Origin of the sequence: Iodidimonas sp. SYSU 1G8, from assembly GCF_039655775.1 — a bacterium.
Lineage (GTDB): Bacteria > Pseudomonadota > Alphaproteobacteria > SMXS01 > SMXS01 > RI-34.
Window position 1 is genome coordinate 110,912 of record NZ_JBBYXJ010000002.1, and the last position, 17,267, is coordinate 128,178.

Here is a 17,267-nt window from a genome sequence, read left to right on the forward strand (position 1 = left end):
TCTCCAGATCAATCCTCGCTCGCCGCCGATTCGGCGGCCGGAGTCTCTTCGTCGTCGTACCAATGGGCGCGCGCCGCCATCACGATGGCGTTGGCGTCGTCCTCGGTCAGCTCGAAGCCCTGCAACGGCCCCTCGCCCGATTCGATCAGCTCGAAACCGGCGAACTCGGCGAGATCGTCCAGCGTCTTCACGCCCGCCTCGCCCAGCTTCACCAGCATCTGCGGAGTCAGCAGCTCGATTTCCGCCACATCGTCCTTCACGCCGAGCTGCTTGCGCTTGTCGTCCGCTTCCTCGTCGCGCTTCTGCAACGCGCCGCGCGCCCGGTTCTGCAGTTCCTGGGCGATGTCGTCGTCAAAACCCTCGATCGAGGCCAGCTCGTCCAGTTCCACATAGGCCACTTCATCCAGATCGGCAAACCCTTCGGCCACCAGAAGCTGAGCAATGGTCTCCTCGACGTCGAGCGCGTCCATGAACAGCGACGAGCGCGACTGGAACTCCTGCTGGCGGCGTTCGGATTCCTCGGCCTCGGTCAGGATGTCGATGGTCCAGCCCGTCAGCTGCGACGCCAGGCGCACGTTCTGGCCGCGTCGGCCGATGGCGAGGCTGAGCTGATCGTCGGGGACCACCACCTCGATGCGTTCATTGTCGTCGTCGAGCACGACCTTCTGCACTTCGGCCGGGGCCAGCGCATTGACGACGAAGGTGGCCACGTCCGGCGACCACTGGATGATGTCGATCTTCTCGCCCTGCAACTCGTTCACCACGGCCTGCACGCGGCTGCCGCGCATGCCGACGCAGGCGCCGACCGGATCGATGCCGCCATCATTGGACATGACGGCGATCTTGGCGCGGCTGCCCGGATCGCGGGCCACCGACTTGATCTCGATGATGCCGTCGTAAATCTCGGGCACTTCCTGCGCGAACAGCTGGGCCATGAATTCGGGGCGCGCGCGCGACAGGAATATCTGCGGGCCGCGCGGCTCCTGGCGGACGTCGTAGATGAAGGCGCGCACGCGGTCGCCATTGCGCAGGTTCTCGCGCGGCAGGGCCTCGTCGCGGCGAATCACCGCTTCGGCGCGCCCCAGATCGACGACCACGTTGCCGTATTCGACGCGCTTGACGATGCCGTTGATGATGTCGCCCTGGCGGTCCTTGTACTCGTTGTACTGGCGGGCGCGTTCGGCCTCGCGGACCTTCTGGGTGATGACCTGCTTGGCGGTCTGGGCGGCGATGCGGCCGAAATCCATGGGCGGCAGCTCTTCGGAAATCTCCGAACCGATCTCCAGCTCGTGGCCCGGATAGCGGCGCTGCGCATCCTTCAGGCTCATCTGGGCCGCTTCGTTCTCGATTTCCTCGGCCACGGTGATGACACGGCGCAGCTTGATCTCGCCGGTCAGGCGGTCGATATGGGCGCGCAGGTCGTGCTCGGCGCCATAACGCGACCGGGCCGCCTTCTGGAAGGCTTCTTCCATGGCCTCGAGCACCAGTTCGCGATCGATCACCTTGTCGCGCGCGACGGCATCGGCGACCTGAAGCAGTTCCAGGCGGTTGGCGCTAATGGCGGTGGACATCAGTCAGCTCCCTGTTGATCGCCAAGCTCGATCATGCCCGCCTTGCGGGCGTCCTGATGGGCGTCGATGAGCGCGTCCGTCAGAACCAGCTTGGCCTGTTCGATTCCGTCGAACGGCAATTGCACCCGGCCCTGCGGTATATCCAGCACCACATGGCCTTCTTCCAAACCCACGATGACGCCGCGGAACCTGCGCTGGCCCCCGACCGGCGTCGCCATCTCGATCTTCGCCTCGAAGGCGGCGTATTTTTCAAAATCCTGCTCGCGCACCAGGGGCCGGTCGATGCCGGGCGAGCTCACTTCCAGATTGTACTCGCCCTTGATCGGGTCTTCCACGTCGAGAATCGCCGAGACGGCACGGCTCACTTCCGCGCAATCCTCGACGGTCATGGACCCGTCGGGACGCTCGGCCATGATCTGCAGGGTGCGCGTGCTGGTCGTGACGTAGCGCACACGGATCAGGTCGAAGCCCATGGCTTCGACGGACGGTCCGATCAGCCCGCGCACTTTCGCGGCTATGCCGGTTTCAGCGATCAACCCAAATTCCGTATCAAGACTGCACAAAAACAAAAAAGTGGGCTCTCGCCCACTCTTTGGAACGTCCCGTCGCCATTGGAAGCGCCGGTCTATGTCAAGAGCAGGCGGAAAGTAGCGCAGCCGCCACGATTTTTCAAGCCGCTTCCGCCCACATCAGCCCTGCGCGGCGTGCCTCCCTCAGGCGGCGCGGGCCTGCCGGCGGTAGCGCAGATAAAGCGGCTTCAGACCCTTGGCCAGCGCCTTGGCCTCGTAGCGGGTCTGCGGCCAGTCGGGCGTGCGGCCCTGCCAGTCCCCCGATCGCTCGGCGGTCCAGTCGAAATCCTCGCGCGCGCTCATGTGCCGCACGATCCAGTCGCCGTAATCCGCATGATCCGTGGCCGCGCGGAATTCAGCGCCGTCGACGAGAGCCCGCGCCAGGATGTCGAGCCGGTCGTGGCTGACGAAGCGCCGCTTGTGATGCCGCACCTTGGGCCACGGATCGGGAAACAGCAGAAAGGCGCGGGCAATGCAGGCGGGGCGCAGCGCGGCGAGCAGCAGGGCCGCGTCGTCGGTCCACACGCGCACATTGTCCAGATGGTGATCGACCACCTCCGACAAAAGGCCGGCCACGCCGGTTTCATAGGGCTCGCAGCCGATGATGCCGATATCCGGATTGTTGCGCGCCTGCCAGGCGAGATGCTCGCCCTTGCCGAAGCCGATCTCGAACCACACTTCGCGCACTGGCCGGTCGAACCACATGCGCGGGTCCAGATTACCGTCGCCCTCCTCGAGCGGGATGCGCAGCGCCGGCAGCAGCCGGTCGACGGTCTGCTGGCGGGTCTGGTTCAGCGGTTTGCCGCGGCGGCGCCCGTAGACGCGGCGCAGCACGGGCCCTGGATCGGAGGCGGTCACGGCGTCAGGACAGGGCCGACCGGAGCGCGTCGACCAGATCGGTGCGCTCCCAGCTGAAGCCGCCGTCCGCGTCCGGCTCGCGCCCAAAATGACCATAGGCGGCGCTGCGCTTGTAGATCGGCCGGTTCAGCCCCAGATGCTCGCGGATGCCGCGCGGGCTGAGGTCCATCACCTGGTCGATCACGCCGGGCAGGCGCGATTCATCCACATTGCCCGTCCCGTGCAGGTCCACATAGATGGACAACGGCCGGGACACGCCGATGGCGTAGGAAAGCTGGATGGTGCAGCGATCGCCAAGACCGGCGGCGACCACGTTCTTGGCCAGATAGCGCGCCGCGTAGGCCGCCGAGCGGTCCACCTTGGTCGGATCCTTGCCGGAAAACGCCCCGCCGCCATGAGGCGCCGCGCCGCCGTACGTGTCGACGATGATCTTGCGGCCGGTCAGGCCGGCGTCGCCATCCGGTCCGCCGATCACGAAGCGGCCGGTCGGATTGATGTAATAGACCGTCTCGTCCGTCAGCCAGCCCTCGGGCAGCGCGTTGGCGATGAAGGGCCGGACCAGCGCGTCGACATCGGCCGAGGACAGCCCTTCGTCGTGCTGGGTCGAGACGACCACCGAGGTGGCGCGCACCGGCTTGCCGTCCACATAGAGCAGGCTCACCTGGCTCTTGGCGTCCGGGCCGAAGCCCTTCACCGCGCCGGAATGCCGGGCGTCGGCCATGGATTTCAAAATCTTGTGTGAATAGTAGATCGGCGCCGGCATCAGCACCTCGGTCTCGCGGCAGGCATAGCCGAACATGATGCCCTGGTCCCCCGCGCCCTCGTCCTTGTTCCCGGCGGCGTCGACGCCCACGGCGATGTCGGCCGACTGGCTGTGCAGCAGCACCTTCACGTCGGCGGTCTTCCAGTGGAAGCCATCCTGTTCATAGCCAATCTGGCGCACCGTCTCGCGCGCGACCTGTTCGATGACCTCGGGCGTGATCGACGCCGGGCCCCGCACCTCGCCCGCCAGGACGATCTGCTGGGTGGTCACCAGCGTCTCGCAGGCGACGCGGGCGAACGGATCGGCCGCCAGAAATGTGTCTAGGACGGCGTCCGAGATCATGTCGCAGACCTTGTCGGGATGGCCTTCGGAAACGGATTCACTGGCGAACAGATACGAATTCCTGGTCACGAGACCCCTCGAAAATGGCGTTCATGAAAGGCGCGCGAGCCACGGTCCCGCGATTGCCGGCACGTTCGCTGTATACCAGCGACCGCAACGGCGTCACAAGCATAAAGATGTCTTTATATTTACCTATTCAGCCCTGGCGAGCGCCCGCGCCAGATCCAGCAGCCGCTGGCGCACCGAGGCGCTTTCGATCTGCCGGTAGGCCCGGACCAGGTCCATGGTTTCCCGGTCGACGGGATCCTCGACCCGCGCCGGCGGCTGGCCGACCGCCGGCTCCGCGCCTTCCGGCATGCTTTCGAAGAAGAACTGCGGCTGCACCTCGAGAATGCGGCAGATGTCGAACAGTCGGCTCGCGCCGATGCGGTTGGCGCCGCGCTCGTATTTCTGAACCTGCTGGAAGGTGATGCCAAGCGCCGCGCCAAGCTGTTCCTGGGTCATCCCGATGAAAGTGCGGCGTTGACGAAGGCGTTTGCCGACATGAATGTCGACAGGATTGGGATCCGATAGCACGCGTGGCCTCCTCAAGTTCTCCAGCCGGGAAACGCGCGAATTCCTGGCTGAACGATCAGCTTCAATAGCCCCCAAAGGCGCTGTCGCGCCCCTACCCCAACAGCTGCTCGCCGACCCTTCGAACCTGTTAAAACAAGCAATAGGGAGCACCGTTTGACCGGTCAAGCGACTTCTACGCCCGGCGCCGGACCCGATGCACCAAAATGAGCGCGGCCAGCGCCGCCATCATGAGCCAGAACACCCCGTCACCCAGCCGGGCGTAGAGCGGCGCGGCGATGGGCGGCGGCAGCCTGGCGTCCACCACGCCCCGTTCTCCCAGGCCCAGCTGCTTCACGACGCGGCCATGGGCGTCGATGATGGCCGACACCCCGGTACCGGCCGCGCGCATCATCGGCAGTCCCTCCTCGATGCTGCGGAAACGGGCGATGGCGAGATGCTGGTAGGGACCGGCCCACTCGCCGTACCAGGCGTCATTGGTGATGTTCAGCAGCCAGTCGGGACGGCGCCCGTCCGGCGTGACCGCGCCGGGAAAGATCACCTCGTAGCAGACCAGCGGGCTGACTGGCGGCAGGCCGGGCAGGTCGATGACGCGCGGCCCGCTGCCGGGCACGAAATCGCCGCCGCCCTCGACCACCTTCTGGAACCGGATGTCCAGCCCAAGCGCTTCGAAAATCCGGTCCAGCAGACGGAAGAAGCCCTTCATCGGGACATATTCGCCGAACGGCACCAGATGGAACTTGTCGAACAGGTTCAGCGTCCGGCCGTCGGAGTCCACGAAGATCATGCTGTTGTAGAAGTGACGCTGGCCGGCATCGGTATATTCGACCCGGGGAAACCCTGTGACGGCGATGGCACCCGGCGGCAGCATGTCGGCGATCATCGCCCGGGCCTGCGCGTCGCCGTCGAGCTGATAGGGCACCGCGGCTTCCGACCAGACGAACAGGTCGATCGCCTCGGCGCCCGGCCCTGCCGACAGCGCCAGATGATCGGTGAAGTTGCGGGTATAGTTCTCCGGCAGCCATTTCTCGTCCTGAGCGATATCGGGCTGGACCAGGCGCACCATGGGGCCGTCCCGCGGCTCGTCCGCCGCGGTTCCCAGCCGCACGAGGCCGAAGACGAGGAGCGCGGCCAGGGTCGCGCCGGCCCAGGCAAGCTCCGGCAGTGGCCGGCGCCGCTCCGGCGGCTGGCCGATCAGAAGCACGGGCACCGCGGCCACCGCCGCCGTCACCAGGGTCAGGCCATACGCGCCCGCGACCGCGACGAACTGGCTCATGGCGTCGGAGAAGGCCCAGGCATAGGCCGCGAGGTTCCAGGGAAAGCCCGTGATGACATGGCCGCGCAGCCATTCCGCCAGCGCCCAGCAGAGGGCAAACAGCAGCACGCGCGAGCCCAGCCGCCGCGAGAGAATCCTGTAGGCGAGCGCCGCCGCGCCGCTATAGAGCGCCATGCCCAGCGGCAGCGCGATGGCCGCGACCGGCGGCGCGCCCGCGATCTGCAGCGCATAGGCGACCCAGTAGAATCCGGTCAGGAAATGGCCGAAACCGAAGAACCAACCGACGGCGAAGGCGCCCTTCTTGCTGGGCGTGGCCTCGATCAGCAGAATCAGGGCGGGAAAGGACAGCAGCAGCACCGGAATGGCGTAAACCGGTGCGAACGCCGCCGTCGCCAGCGCGCCGGCGACAAACGCCAGGACCATGCGCTGCCACGGCCGCCGACCGGCAAGCCAACGGGGCACGGCATTCATCACGGCAGCGTGTCGCCACTGAGCTCGGGCCTGGGCTTGCGCACCCGGACCCGCTTGAGCTGGCGCGCATCGGCCTCGACCACCTCGAACTCGACGCCGGAGGGATGCTCGACCACCTCGCCGCGCAGCGGCACGCGTCCGGAAAGCGAGAACAGCAGACCACCGACCGTGTCGATGTAGTCTTCCTGGTCTTCCGGCAGCAGGTCGATGCCCAGCTGCGCCTCCAAATCCTCGATCGGGCAGCGGGCATCGACGTCGAGCAGGCCCGACGGGCGTGGCATGATCAGCGGCGTCAGCTGTTCGTCATGCTCGTCGTCGATATCGCCGACAATGGTTTCGATCAGGTCCTCGATGGTCACGAGACCATCCGTGCCGCCATATTCATCGATCACCAGCGCCATGTGGATCCGGCTCAGGCGCATCTTCAACAGCAGATCGATCACCGGCATGGACGGCGGCACGAACAGGACACGTCGCTTGATGTCGTTGATCGAGGGCTGGGTCGGCAGATCCCGTGATTCGGCATAGGCCGACAGCAGATCCTTCACGTGCACCATGCCGGCCACGTCATCGAGCGTGTCCCGGTAGACCGGCAGGCGCGAATGGGCCGCTTCCTTGAACGCCAGGACCAGGCCATCGAGCGGCAGCGACATCTCGACGGCGACGATGTCGGCGCGGGGCACCATCACGTCGGACACTTCCAGCCCGCGCAGCGAGACGATGTTCATGAGCATGATCCGCTCTTCGGCGGTCAGGTCGGACGGATCGTCCCGGTGTTCCTCGATCACGTCCTCGAGGCTCTCGCGCAACGAGGGCTCTCGGCCGCGCAGGCGGGTGATCATGCCGCTTACCCAGCCCTTGAGGCTGGCCGTACTGTCGTCTTCCGTGGATGTGTCGTTCATGCCTGGATCTGTGTGTTGGCCCTATTTTCCGCATAGGGATCGGGGATGTCGAGCGTTTCGAGAATCTCGGCTTCCCGCCGCTCCATGATCTCGGCCTCGGCGTCGGTCTCATGATCGTAGCCAAGCAGGTGTAGCAGACCATGCACGAGAAGGTGCGCCGTGTGATCGCTGAACGGCTTGCCCGCCTCCGCCGCCTCGCGCGCCACCGTCTCGTAGGCCAGCACGATATCGCCGAGCTGGCGCGGGCCGGGGCTCGGCGGGGCGGGGAACGAGAGCACGTTGGTGGGCTTGTCCTGGCCGCGGTAGCGCGCGTTCAGGTCGCGGACGAAGCCATCGTCGGCGAACAGCAGACTGATCTCGGCCTCGCTCTCGAGGGGCACGGCGGCCAGCACCCGGCATGCGAACTCATCGGGATCGGGCAGAGGCCCGAGCCAACTGTCGCACTCCGTAGCGGTCTCTACCGTCAGCATGGGCTTCGGCGGGTTCAGCCGCCGTCCTCTCCATTCGGGGCGCGTCTCGCGACCTGGGCCAGCTGCCGCTGGCGGTCGTTCTCGTTATAGGCTCGCACGATCTTGGTGACCAGATGATGACGCACCACATCGGCCTCGGCGAAGTGCACGAAGCCTACATCGGGCACGTTGGCCAGGATATCGAGGGCATCGCGCAGGCCCGACTTGCTGCCCAGCGGCAGATCGATCTGGCTGGGATCGCCCGCGATCACCATGCGCGAATTCTCGCCCAGGCGGGTCAGGAACATCTTCATCTGCATCGGCGTGGTGTTCTGCGCCTCATCCAGGATGATGAAGGAATTGGCCAGGGTCCGGCCGCGCATGAAGGCGAGCGGCGCCACCTCGATGTCGCCGCTTTCCAGCGCCTTGGCGACCTGGTCGCCCGGTAGCATGTCGTGCAGCGCGTCGTAGAGCGGACGCAGATAGGGATCGATCTTGTCCTTCAGGTCGCCTGGAAGGAAGCCGATGCGCTCGCCCGCCTCGACCGCGGGGCGCGACAAGATCAGCCGGTCGACGCGGCCCTGCAGCAGCATCTCCACCGCCACGGCCACCGACAGGTAGGTCTTGCCCGTGCCGGCGGGACCGATACCGAACACCACCTCGGATTCGCGGATGCGCTGGACATATTCCGACTGCTTGGCCGAGCGCGGCGTGATCAGGCGCTTGCGGGTGCGGATCACCGCCTGCTGCGCCACATCGTCGATGGTCGAGCCCGCCGGCCGCGTGGCTTCCGCCAGCCGAATCGCGCCTTCCACATCGCCGGTTTCCACGGTCTGGCCCCGCTCGAGCCGGGAGTACAGCGCCTGCAGCACCGATCGGGCCGCATCGGCCGAGACGGCGGGGCCGTCGATGGAGACCCTGTTCCCGCGCGACGACATGGTCACGCCCAAGCGCTTTTCGATCAGCGCCAGATTGCTGTCATGCTTGCCGAACAACTCGGCCAGAAGGGAATTGTCCTTGAAATCGGTGACGACCTTTTCGGCCGTCGACGCGGCGCCGCCAGGCATGCCCGTCGATTTATCTGCCACTTTTCCTCGCACTCATTGCGCCGCCACCAAGGTTGCCGGGCCGATCAGCCGGCCGCGCAGGCTGTTCGACAGCACGGCCCCGATTTCCACATTGTGGATGGTACCCCGTAAATCACCCTGAGCGGAACCCGCATCGACACTGACGGCCTGCATATAAGGGCTGCGGCCCACGAGCTGGCCCGGATGACGGCCATCACGCTCCAGCAGCACGGGCAGGATACGACCGACGCAGGCGGCGTTGAACTCCTCCTGCTGGCGCAGCAATTCGGCTTGCAGGATCGCGAGGCGCTCGGACTTCACCGATTCCGGAACCTGGTCGTCCAGATCCGCCGCCGGAGTTCCGGGGCGCGGGCTGTACTTGAACGAATAGGCCATGGAGTAGCGGACATCGCGCACCAAATCCATGGTCGCCTGGAAATCGGCGTCGGTCTCGCCCGGATAGCCGACGATGAAATCGCTGGACAGGGCAAGGTCGGGCCGGGCATCGCGCAGCCGGGCGACGATGTCGCGGTAGCGCGCCGCCGTATGGCGCCGATTCATGGCGGTGAGGATCCGGTCCGAGCCGCTTTGTACCGGCAGGTGCAGGAAGGGCATGATCTGCGGCACGTCGCGGTGCGCGGCGATCAGGTCGTCATCCACGTCGCGCGGATGGGAGGTCGTGTAACGGATCCGTTCCAGACCGTCGATGTCGGCGAGGCGCCGCATCAGCTCGCCGAGCCCGGCGGTGCCGCCATGGCCATTGTCGCCATGATAGGCATTGACGTTTTGGCCCAGCAGGGTGATGTCCACCGTGCCCAGGCGCACCATGCGCGCCGCCTCGGCAAGGACGTCGGCCATGGGCCGAGAATATTCGGCGCCGCGCGTATAGGGCACCACGCAAAAGGAACAGAATTTGTCGCAGCCTTCCTGGATGGTCAGGAACGCGCTGACGCCCTGCGGCGCGGCCTCTTCCGGCAGCTTGTCGAACTTGATGTCCGTCGACAGGTCGACCGACACCACGCGCGAGCGGCCGGTCATCATCAGGTCGCGGGTGGCGCGTCCCAGCAGGTCGGGCAGATCGTGATAGGTCTGCGGCCCGAACACCAGATCGATGGAGGGCGCGCGGCGCATCATTTCCTCGCCCTGGGCCTGCGCGACACAGCCGCCGACGGCAACGAGCATGCGGCCGCCCGAGCGCGCCTTCTCCTCCTTGAGCAGGCGCAGACGGCCCACTTCCGAATAGACCTTTTCGGCGGCCTTCTCACGGATATGGCAGGTGTTCAGGATGACCAGGTCGGCGTCGTCGGGCGCTTCGGTCGTCTCATAGCCCAGCGGCGCCAGGATATCGGCCATGCGCGCCGAATCGTAGACGTTCATCTGGCAGCCATAGGTCTTGATATGCAGGCGCTTCTTCGCCACGGGCCTTATCCTCGGGACTGAACGGGGCGGACCGTAGCAGCGGCCCGGCGGGAGTCAAGAAAAGCCGCGCGCGCCGGGGTCTCAGGCGGCATCGGCCACCGGCTCGTAACCGGCGTTGAGCAGCGCGAGCTGGCGGGAAATCTCCGAATGGCAATGGGCCGACATGGCCTTGCGGCCTCCCACGGTATCGAGCGTCACCGGCGCATGGAAGGTGATGACGACCGTGACGCGGCCGAGCGTCATCAGATCCCAGACGTGCGGCCCCAGATACATGTCGCCGAACCATCCCACATAGGGCCGGAAATGACGGCCGAGCGGCATGGAGTTGATCCGGGTATAGGCGATGGACACCGGCTGCACCGTCAGCGGCTTGGCGCCCTTCCAACGTTCGGCCACCGCGAACAGGCTGCTCTTGAACGGCAGCACGCGGGTGCCGTCGGAGCTGGTGCCCTCGGGAAACAGGATCAGGCTGTCGCCCGCGTCGAGGCGCTCGATCATGAGCTCCAGATGGGCGCCGGAGCGCGCGCGGTTTTCACGATCGATGAAGATCGTCCGCCGCAGGGTGGAGAGCCAGCCGAAGAACGGCCAGCCCTCAAGGTCGCCGCGGGCGACGAAGGATGGCTTCATCACGCCGCCCAGCGCAAAGATATCGACCCAGGAGATGTGGTTGGCGATGAACAGCACCGGACTCTCGCGAGACGGCGCGCCATGCACCACCGTGTCGATCCCGAGAATGTGGCTGGAGATCTTGAAGTACCAATAGGGCAACCACTCCTTCGCCCGCCCCGGCAGGCGCAGCAGGATCGGCTGCAGGATAATGACCGGCAGCAGGCAGAGCGCGGCGCCGACGAGCAGGATGACGGCGCGCATCTCGCTCAGCGGCAGCTTCCGGGCATTGGTCCGGCGGCTGATAGGCATCGAGGCTCAGGAACCTTCCTTGGCCAGCGGAACCCCATAGAGCTCGAGCCGGTGATCGACCAGCTTGTAGCCCAGTTCCCGGGCGATGAATTCCTGCAGCTTCTCGATGTCCTCGTTGCGGAATTCGATCACATTGCCGGTATGAACGTCGATCAGGTGATCGTGATGGCGCTCGGGCACTTCCTCGTAGCGCGCGCGGCCATCCCGAAAGTCGTGACGCTCCAGAATGCCCGCTTCCTCGAACAGCCGGACGGTCCGGTAGACCGTCGCGATACTGATATGGCTGTCGATCTTGGCGGCGCGGGCGTAGAGCTCTTCAACGTCGGGATGGTCCGTGGCTTCCGAAAGCACCCGGGCAATCACCCGGCGCTGATCGGTCATCCGCATTCCCTTGTCCACACACAATTGTTCGAGACGGTCCGGCATACCTCACCTTTGTCGAGGGGTTCCGGACGCGCCCGCGCCGGAGACCCGTTACTTCCTGCGGCCGCGCTTGGTTCCGAGGCCGATTTTCTTCGCCAGCGTGCGCCGCTGGGCCGCGTAGTTCGGGGCCACCATGGGATAATCCGCCGGCAGGGCCCACTTCTCCCGATATTCCTCGGGCGACATGTTGTACGCGGTCCGCAGATGCCGCTTCAGCATCTTCAGCTTCTTACCATCTTCCAGGCAAATGATGTAGTCCGGCATGACCGAGCGGCGAACCGGGACGGCGGGCTTGGCCTTCTCGACCGGCTCTTCCGGTGCTTCGGCGCCCAGCTTGGTGAGCGTATAGTACACCTGCTCGATCAGGTGCGGAACATCGGCCATGGCAACGCTATTATTCGCCAGATGCGCGGAAACGATATCGGATGTCAGCGCAAGCAGGTCGCCACGATCGACGTTCTCTTTGGTTTCATTTGGCATAAGGGCCCTAGCTTTCTGTTTGACTAGTGGAAATCTTCCGTCTTATAGGCCGAAGAGAATGCCGAGGCAACCGCGATAGTCATGATGGAAAACCTGTAAGAAGATGACAGAACAAGCAAATCGCCAACTCGATATTACCGGCCTATTATGCCCCATGACCTTCGTGAAAACTCGGCTGCTTCTGGAGCGGATGGCGCCTGGAGAGATCGCGGAAATCATCATGCGCGATGGCGAGCCACTGAAAAACGTTCCCGCTGCCGTTCAGGACTTGGGTCACCGGGTTTTGAGTATCGAGGAGACCGCCGAAGCCGGCATTTACCGCGTGCGGATCCGGGTCGCGGCTAGCTGAGATCGAGGCACATGGTCAGGGCATCGACCCTGCTTTCGGCCAGACGCAGATAATAGCCCCTGCGCCGGCCTACCTGATGAAACCCGAGAGACCGATACAGTCGCTGGGCATTCGGATTGTCCTCGGCCACCTCGAGAAACATATCGCGTGCGCCGCCCGCGCGGCACCGCGCGATGCTGCGCCCGATGAGCTGGCGCGCGATGCCCCGGTTGCGCTGGTCGGGTACGACCCCGATCGACAGCAGTTCGGCCTCGGGGCCGGCGACACGGCAGGCGCAGAAACCGATCGGCTGCGCGTCGGCGCCGTCGAGGAGCTGGGCGAGCAGGCAGAAGGAACCGGGCATGCGGAGCACGTCGGCAAAGGCCCGGGATGACCAGCTTTCATCGCCGGGGCGCGAGAAACTGGCGGCGTGCAGCGCGGCGAGAAGCTCTGCCGCCGACTCGCCGACACTCACGATGTCCATGCTGGCGCTCATGCGGGAACGATGCCCCCCGGCAGCTTGGCATCAGGCGCACGCAGATAGAGGGGCCGCGGCGGCCCGCCTGGTGCCCGCCCCGCCGCCAGCGCAGCCACCGCGACGGCATCGATCGTCGAAAACCCCGCCAGCAGGCGCAGGCCGCCGAGCGCCGGGCCGCCGACAAGCGCCGCGCCCGACCCGACCACGAGGCCGGGGCCGGACGGCATGACGCCCGGCAGGTCGGCGAGATCGACGGCCGATGGTGCCATGAGCGGTCGCGGCGCGCCGCCCAGAACCCGGAACGTCTGGAGGTAGACCTGGCCGCGCCGGCCGTCGATGACGGAGACGATGACCTCGCCCTCGCCCGCTTCACCGAGAGCGCCCTGCGCCAGCGCTTCCAGGCTGGTCACGCCCATGGTGGCGACGCCGGTGGCGACGCCGAGACCGCGCGCCACGGCGACCCCGATGCGCAGGCCGGCGAAGGTGCCCGGACCCACGGTCGTGACGATGCGATCGAGATCGCCATAACCGGTTCCCGCGCGGGAAAGAACATCCTCGATCATGGGCAACAGCCGTTCCACGAGAGCGCGCGGCTGGTCCTCGTCGGCGCGGGCAAGACAGACGCCGCCGTGCACGACGGCCACGGAGCCACCGCCAAGCGACGTATCGAAGGCCAGCACGCGCATCGGCGCCGCTCCTAGCGGATGTCGCACATTTCCGCGAAGTCGGGACGCGGGCTGCGCGGAAACAGTCCATCGGGATCGCCGTAACCGATCGCGCACAGGAAGTTCGACCGGACATCCGTGCCGGCGAAATAGGCCGCGTCCACCGCCGCGTTGTTGAATCCGGACATGGGCCCCGTATCCAGGCCAAGCGCCCGCGCCGCGATCATCAGATAGGCGCCCTGCAGCGTTCCGTTGCGAAAGGCGGTGGTGGCGGCCACCTGCTCGTCATTGGCGAACCATTCCCGCGCTTCAGGCGCATGGGGAAACAGCCTGGGAATCTGGTCATAGAACTTCATGTCATGGCCGATGATGGCCACGGCGCCCGCCGTTTTCACCTTCTCCACATTGCCCGGCGAGACCATGGTCGCCAGCTGGTCCTTCTCCGCCTGCGAATGCGCGAAGACCAACCGCATGGGAAAACAATTGGCGCTGGTCGGCCCCCACTTCATCAGATCGTAGATCGCCACGAGCTGCTCGGCCGATACCGGCTTGGGCAACCACTTGTTCTGGGTGCGGGCGGCGCGGAAGATGGTGTCGAGATGCTCGTCGGACAGGGTGGCGCTCACGGAAATTATCCTCTTGTGGTAAGGCGGTGCGACCTCGCCAATCTAGATCGCTTTTCGGCCAATAGCAGCCCGTTAACGAAACAGGCCGCCAACCCGCACCCGGTGCTGGCTGGCGGCCCGTGAGAGGCCCGCGCCCCGGGGCGCGAAGAAGACCGATCAGATCTGGCGGACTTCCGCCACTTCCGGCACGAAATGGCGCAAGAGATTTTCGACGCCGTGCTTCAGCGTGGCGGTCGAGCTGGGGCAGCCGGCGCACGAGCCCTGCATGTGCAGATAGACGATGCCGTCCTCGAAGCCCTTGAAGACAATATCCCCGCCATCCTGGGCCACGGCGGGGCGCACGCGCGTGTCGAGCAGGTCCTTGATCTGGCGAACCACGTCGTCATCTTCCTCGCCGCTGTCCGTGACCGCGTCGGCGGCAGTGTCCTGTTCCACCACCGGCAGACCCGCCGTCAGATGCTCCATGATGGCGCCCAGCACCGCCGGCTTCAGGTCCTGCCAGTCGGTGCCATCGGTGGTGATGGTGATGAAGTCGCTGCCCAGGAACACGGCGGCGACACCGTCGAGGTCGAACAGACGCAGCGCCAGCGGTGACCGGGCGGCGGCCTGCGCATTGGCGAAATGCACCGTCGTGTCGCCCATGATCTCGCGGCCGGGCAGGAATTTCAGCGTCGCCGGGTTGGGCGTCCGTTCGGTTTCGATAAACATGGCGGTCTCCAGGTCGGAGGAAGGTTGAGCGTCATATGCGCCAGGGCGAGGCGCTTTTCAAGCATCAGCGTCGGTCAGGCGATCCGGTCGATCTGCGCCATGTCGAGATGGCCGGGCACGATGGTGAGCGGAATCGGCATGGTGGCGGCGAACTGACCGGCGAAGGAACTGACCAGCGGGCCCGGACCATCGGAGCCATTGCCCGCCCCCAGGACCAGCACGTGAATGGCCGTATCCTCGGCCACGAGGCGCAGGATTTCAGGGGCCGGCTTGCCTTCGCGCACGATCAGTTCGGCGTCGATCTGTGTATCGGCCTTGAGCCGGGTGGCGAGCGCCCGCAGGACCTGCTGGGCCTCCTCGTGCGCCTCCTCGCGCATCACCGCCTCGATGCCGGCGAACTGCTGGAACTCCGGCGGGGCGACCACGAACAACAGAATGACACCACTACCGGTCTTGGCCGCGCGGCGCGCGGCATAGCGCATCGCGTTATGACATTCGGGCGTATCGTCGACCACGACCAGGAACTTGCGGCGGTCGGCGGCGGTGTCTGCCAAGGGCTGCAACACTGACAAGGGAGCGGTCTCCAATGCTGTCGGGCGCGCAGTGTAACAGAACAGGAACGGGCGGCGAATCCATTCGCCGCCCGTTGCCGAATATTCGCGGTATCCTAGTAACGGCTGGACGCGGGCGCCTTGTCGAGATCGATGCTGATCTCGCGGGTGACACCGCTGGGACCGGGGAATTCCTCGAACAGCGTGCGCACCATCAGGGGCATCACCTCTTCCAGCCGGTTCGAGCGGCCATCGCTCACGACACGGGTTTCGTACAGATTCTGGCCCGGATTCCGCGCGTCGGCGATCTCCATTTCCAGCTTGCGCTGATAGACCGTGTAGGACCGGACGTCAGGATAATCGTCGAAGCCGCCATAGCCCCAGCCATAGGGACCCCAGAAGGGCCGGTGGTAGCCGTAGTAGCCACCATACAACCCGCCGCCCGAGCTGCGCACCTTTTCACGGGCGCCGTCGAGGCCGTAGTCCAGCCGGACGATGAGGTCGGGTTGTCCGCCGCGCGCTGCGGAACGGTAACCTACCCGCTCCAGCTGGGCCGCGACGAGACTGGCGTACTGGGCGAATTCGAGGCTGCCCTGCTTGCGCGGGTCCTTGGCATCGATGACGAAGGTTTCGCCGCTGGGGGCCGGCAGCCTGTGCCAGCTCGACACGTCGGACCGGAACTTGCTGGCGCAGCCCGCCAGCATGAGAACCGCGGCGAGCGCAACGATGATCTTTGATGTATTGGCCATTGGCGTTTTCCGTCTGCCCCCCAAAGGCGTGGATCAAGAAGTACCTTAACAGATAAGTCGCCTTATCCTGCCTGCAAGAAGCCCACGATGTCCTTGACCTGGCGCAAGATGGGCTGGGCCCGCTCATGGGCCCGCGCGGCGCCCTGGTTGAGAATGCCCTCCACATAGGCCGGGTCGCCCCGCAACCGCTCGAACTCGGCCGAGATCGGGCCCAGCTTGGCCACCGCGAGATCGGTCAGGTCCTGCTTGAAGGCGGAGAACTGCGCGCCATCATACTGCGCGCAGACCTGGTCGGCGGTCATGTCGGACAAGGCGGCGAAGATGCCGACCAGATTGCGGGCTTCCGGCCGGTCCTTCAGATCCTTGGCGAGGCCGGGCAAAGGCTCGGCATCGGTCCGCGCCTTGCGTACCTTGCGCGCGATCTCGTCCGGGCCGTCGCTGAGATTGATGCGCGACACCTCGGCGGGATCGGACTTGGACATCTTCTTGGTGCCATCCTTGAGCGACATGACGCGGGTCGCCTCGCCCAGGATCAGCGGTTCGGGCAGCGGGAAGAAATCGGTCTCGTAGTCCACGTTGAACTTCTGCGCGATGTCGCGCGCCAGTTCCAGATGCTGCTTCTGATCCTCGCCCACCGGCACGTGCGTCGCCTTGTAGAGCAGGATGTCCGCCGCCATCAGGTTGGGATAGACGTAAAGGCCGACGCTCGCCCGCTCGCGGTGCTTGCCGGCCTTGTCCTTGAACTGGGTCATGCGCGCCAGCCAGCCCATGCGGGCGACGCAATTGAAGATCCAGGCCAGCTCGGCATGGCCGGGCACCTGGCTCTGGTTGAACAGCACGGCGCGCGACGGGTCCACGCCGCAGGCGATCACAGCCGCCGCCACCTCGCGGGTGTTGCGGCGCAACTCCTCCGGCGACTGGAACAGGGTGATCGCGTGCATGTCGACGATCGCATAGATGCAATCATACTCATCCTGCATCTTCACCCAGTTGCGGATGGCGCCGAGATAGTTCCCCAGATGCAGGTTACCCGTGGGCTGCACGCCCGAAAATACCGTCGCCGTCACGTCATTGATCCTGT

At 65.7% G+C, this 17,267-nt stretch carries 21 protein-coding genes; 1 reads left to right on the forward strand and 20 read right to left on the reverse strand.

Annotation, left to right across the window (positions count from 1 at the left end; genetic code table 11):
- Positions 1 to 8: 8 nt before the first annotated feature.
- The 13 genes from nusA to WJU17_RS11560 all read right to left on the reverse strand — a co-directional run bounded on the left by nusA (position 9) and on the right by WJU17_RS11560 (position 12,081).
- A complete protein-coding gene (gene nusA, locus WJU17_RS11500) occupies positions 9 to 1,571 on the reverse strand; it encodes a transcription termination factor NusA (protein WP_346327541.1) in 1,563 nt (520 codons plus the stop codon).
- Entirely contained in the window at positions 1,571 to 2,107 is a 537-nt protein-coding gene (rimP, locus tag WJU17_RS11505) for a ribosome maturation factor RimP (RefSeq protein ID WP_346327542.1), read from the reverse strand. Before rimP ends, nusA begins: the two co-directional genes overlap by 1 nt.
- A 177-nt stretch (positions 2,108 to 2,284) precedes the next feature.
- Positions 2,285 to 2,998, reverse strand: coding sequence for a tRNA (guanine(46)-N(7))-methyltransferase TrmB (locus WJU17_RS11510; protein WP_346327543.1), 714 nt, complete (start codon positions 2,996 to 2,998; stop codon positions 2,285 to 2,287).
- Between the two features lie 4 nt (positions 2,999 to 3,002).
- The gene (gene metK, locus WJU17_RS11515; RefSeq protein ID WP_346327544.1) at positions 3,003 to 4,172 is read right to left on the reverse strand and encodes a methionine adenosyltransferase; all 1,170 of its coding nucleotides are present in this window, start codon (positions 4,170 to 4,172) and stop codon (positions 3,003 to 3,005) included.
- Positions 4,173 to 4,295: 123 nt separating this feature from the next.
- On the reverse strand, positions 4,296 to 4,679 hold the full coding sequence (locus WJU17_RS11520; protein ID WP_346327545.1) for a helix-turn-helix transcriptional regulator: 384 nt from the start codon (positions 4,677 to 4,679) through the stop codon (positions 4,296 to 4,298).
- 172 nt (positions 4,680 to 4,851) lie between these two features.
- Positions 4,852 to 6,414, reverse strand: coding sequence for an apolipoprotein N-acyltransferase (lnt, locus tag WJU17_RS11525; protein ID WP_346327546.1), 1,563 nt, complete (start codon positions 6,412 to 6,414; stop codon positions 4,852 to 4,854).
- 8 nt (positions 6,415 to 6,422) lie between these two features.
- Positions 6,423 to 7,325, reverse strand: a complete 903-nt coding sequence (locus tag WJU17_RS11530) for a hemolysin family protein (RefSeq protein ID WP_346327547.1) — start codon at positions 7,323 to 7,325, stop codon at positions 6,423 to 6,425.
- Entirely contained in the window at positions 7,322 to 7,795 is a 474-nt protein-coding gene (ybeY, locus tag WJU17_RS11535; RefSeq protein ID WP_346327548.1) for an rRNA maturation RNase YbeY, read from the reverse strand. Before ybeY ends, WJU17_RS11530 begins: the two co-directional genes overlap by 4 nt.
- A gap of 14 nt (positions 7,796 to 7,809) precedes the next feature.
- Positions 7,810 to 8,841, reverse strand: a complete 1,032-nt coding sequence (locus WJU17_RS11540; protein ID WP_346328941.1) for a PhoH family protein — start codon at positions 8,839 to 8,841, stop codon at positions 7,810 to 7,812.
- Positions 8,842 to 8,874: 33 nt separating this feature from the next.
- Positions 8,875 to 10,260 (reverse strand): tRNA (N6-isopentenyl adenosine(37)-C2)-methylthiotransferase MiaB, encoded by a 1,386-nt coding sequence (gene miaB, locus WJU17_RS11545; RefSeq protein WP_346327549.1) that lies wholly within the window; start codon positions 10,258 to 10,260, stop codon positions 8,875 to 8,877.
- 81 nt (positions 10,261 to 10,341) lie between these two features.
- Entirely contained in the window at positions 10,342 to 11,178 is an 837-nt protein-coding gene (locus WJU17_RS11550) for a 1-acyl-sn-glycerol-3-phosphate acyltransferase (RefSeq protein WP_346327550.1), read from the reverse strand.
- Positions 11,179 to 11,184: 6 nt separating this feature from the next.
- Positions 11,185 to 11,604, reverse strand: coding sequence for a Fur family transcriptional regulator (locus tag WJU17_RS11555; protein ID WP_346327551.1), 420 nt, complete (start codon positions 11,602 to 11,604; stop codon positions 11,185 to 11,187).
- A 48-nt stretch (positions 11,605 to 11,652) separates the two neighbouring features.
- A complete protein-coding gene (locus WJU17_RS11560) occupies positions 11,653 to 12,081 on the reverse strand; it encodes a MucR family transcriptional regulator (RefSeq protein ID WP_346327552.1) in 429 nt (142 codons plus the stop codon).
- A 103-nt stretch (positions 12,082 to 12,184) separates the two neighbouring features.
- Between WJU17_RS11560 and WJU17_RS11565 the strand changes: the two genes are divergently transcribed.
- Positions 12,185 to 12,430: a sulfurtransferase TusA family protein gene (locus WJU17_RS11565; RefSeq protein WP_346327553.1), complete on the forward strand. Its 246-nt coding sequence runs from the start codon at positions 12,185 to 12,187 to the stop codon at positions 12,428 to 12,430.
- On the opposite strand, the gene WJU17_RS11570 is transcribed toward WJU17_RS11565, so the two are convergent.
- The 7 genes from WJU17_RS11570 to trpS form a co-directional block, all read right to left on the reverse strand.
- Complete coding sequence (locus WJU17_RS11570) at positions 12,423 to 12,905, reverse strand: GNAT family N-acetyltransferase (RefSeq protein ID WP_346327554.1); 483 nt, start codon at positions 12,903 to 12,905, stop codon at positions 12,423 to 12,425. The two genes, WJU17_RS11565 and WJU17_RS11570, sit on opposite strands and share 8 nt — an antisense overlap.
- Positions 12,902 to 13,573 carry a tRNA (adenosine(37)-N6)-threonylcarbamoyltransferase complex dimerization subunit type 1 TsaB gene (tsaB, locus tag WJU17_RS11575; protein WP_346327555.1) on the reverse strand — a complete coding sequence of 224 codons (672 nt, stop codon included), beginning with the start codon at positions 13,571 to 13,573 and terminating at the stop codon, positions 12,902 to 12,904. Before tsaB ends, WJU17_RS11570 begins: the two co-directional genes overlap by 4 nt.
- Before the next feature lie 11 nt (positions 13,574 to 13,584).
- Positions 13,585 to 14,178, reverse strand: a complete 594-nt coding sequence (locus WJU17_RS11580) for a malonic semialdehyde reductase (protein ID WP_346327556.1) — start codon at positions 14,176 to 14,178, stop codon at positions 13,585 to 13,587.
- Positions 14,179 to 14,334: 156 nt separating this feature from the next.
- Positions 14,335 to 14,886: a NifU family protein gene (locus WJU17_RS11585; RefSeq protein ID WP_346327557.1), complete on the reverse strand. Its 552-nt coding sequence runs from the start codon at positions 14,884 to 14,886 to the stop codon at positions 14,335 to 14,337.
- Between the two features lie 74 nt (positions 14,887 to 14,960).
- Positions 14,961 to 15,440, reverse strand: a complete 480-nt coding sequence (locus WJU17_RS11590; protein ID WP_346327558.1) for a universal stress protein — start codon at positions 15,438 to 15,440, stop codon at positions 14,961 to 14,963.
- A 113-nt stretch (positions 15,441 to 15,553) separates the two neighbouring features.
- Entirely contained in the window at positions 15,554 to 16,186 is a 633-nt protein-coding gene (locus tag WJU17_RS11595) for a DUF4136 domain-containing protein (RefSeq protein WP_346327559.1), read from the reverse strand.
- Between the two features lie 62 nt (positions 16,187 to 16,248).
- On the reverse strand, positions 16,249 to 17,253 hold the full coding sequence (gene trpS, locus WJU17_RS11600; protein ID WP_346327560.1) for a tryptophan--tRNA ligase: 1,005 nt from the start codon (positions 17,251 to 17,253) through the stop codon (positions 16,249 to 16,251).
- Positions 17,254 to 17,267: the final 14 nt, after the last annotated feature.

Coding starts and splice junctions, on each gene's coding strand:
- WJU17_RS11560 (WP_346327552.1), bottom strand. CDS start 12,081: ATGCCAAATGAAACCAAAGAGAACGTCGATCGTGGCGACCTGCTTGCG.
- WJU17_RS11555 (WP_346327551.1), bottom strand. CDS start 11,604: ATGCCGGACCGTCTCGAACAATTGTGTGTGGACAAGGGAATGCGGATG.
- WJU17_RS11565 (WP_346327553.1), top strand. CDS start 12,185: ATGACAGAACAAGCAAATCGCCAACTCGATATTACCGGCCTATTATGC.
- WJU17_RS11540 (WP_346328941.1), bottom strand. CDS start 8,841: ATGCCTGGCGGCGCCGCGTCGACGGCCGAAAAGGTCGTCACCGATTTC.
- WJU17_RS11595 (WP_346327559.1), bottom strand. CDS start 16,186: ATGGCCAATACATCAAAGATCATCGTTGCGCTCGCCGCGGTTCTCATG.
- WJU17_RS11570 (WP_346327554.1), bottom strand. CDS start 12,905: ATGAGCGCCAGCATGGACATCGTGAGTGTCGGCGAGTCGGCGGCAGAG.
- tsaB (WP_346327555.1), bottom strand. CDS start 13,573: ATGCGCGTGCTGGCCTTCGATACGTCGCTTGGCGGTGGCTCCGTGGCC.
- ybeY (WP_346327548.1), bottom strand. CDS start 7,795: ATGCTGACGGTAGAGACCGCTACGGAGTGCGACAGTTGGCTCGGGCCT.
- nusA (WP_346327541.1), bottom strand. CDS start 1,571: ATGTCCACCGCCATTAGCGCCAACCGCCTGGAACTGCTTCAGGTCGCC.
- WJU17_RS11530 (WP_346327547.1), bottom strand. CDS start 7,325: ATGAACGACACATCCACGGAAGACGACAGTACGGCCAGCCTCAAGGGC.
- WJU17_RS11550 (WP_346327550.1), bottom strand. CDS start 11,178: ATGCCTATCAGCCGCCGGACCAATGCCCGGAAGCTGCCGCTGAGCGAG.
- WJU17_RS11585 (WP_346327557.1), bottom strand. CDS start 14,886: ATGTTTATCGAAACCGAACGGACGCCCAACCCGGCGACGCTGAAATTC.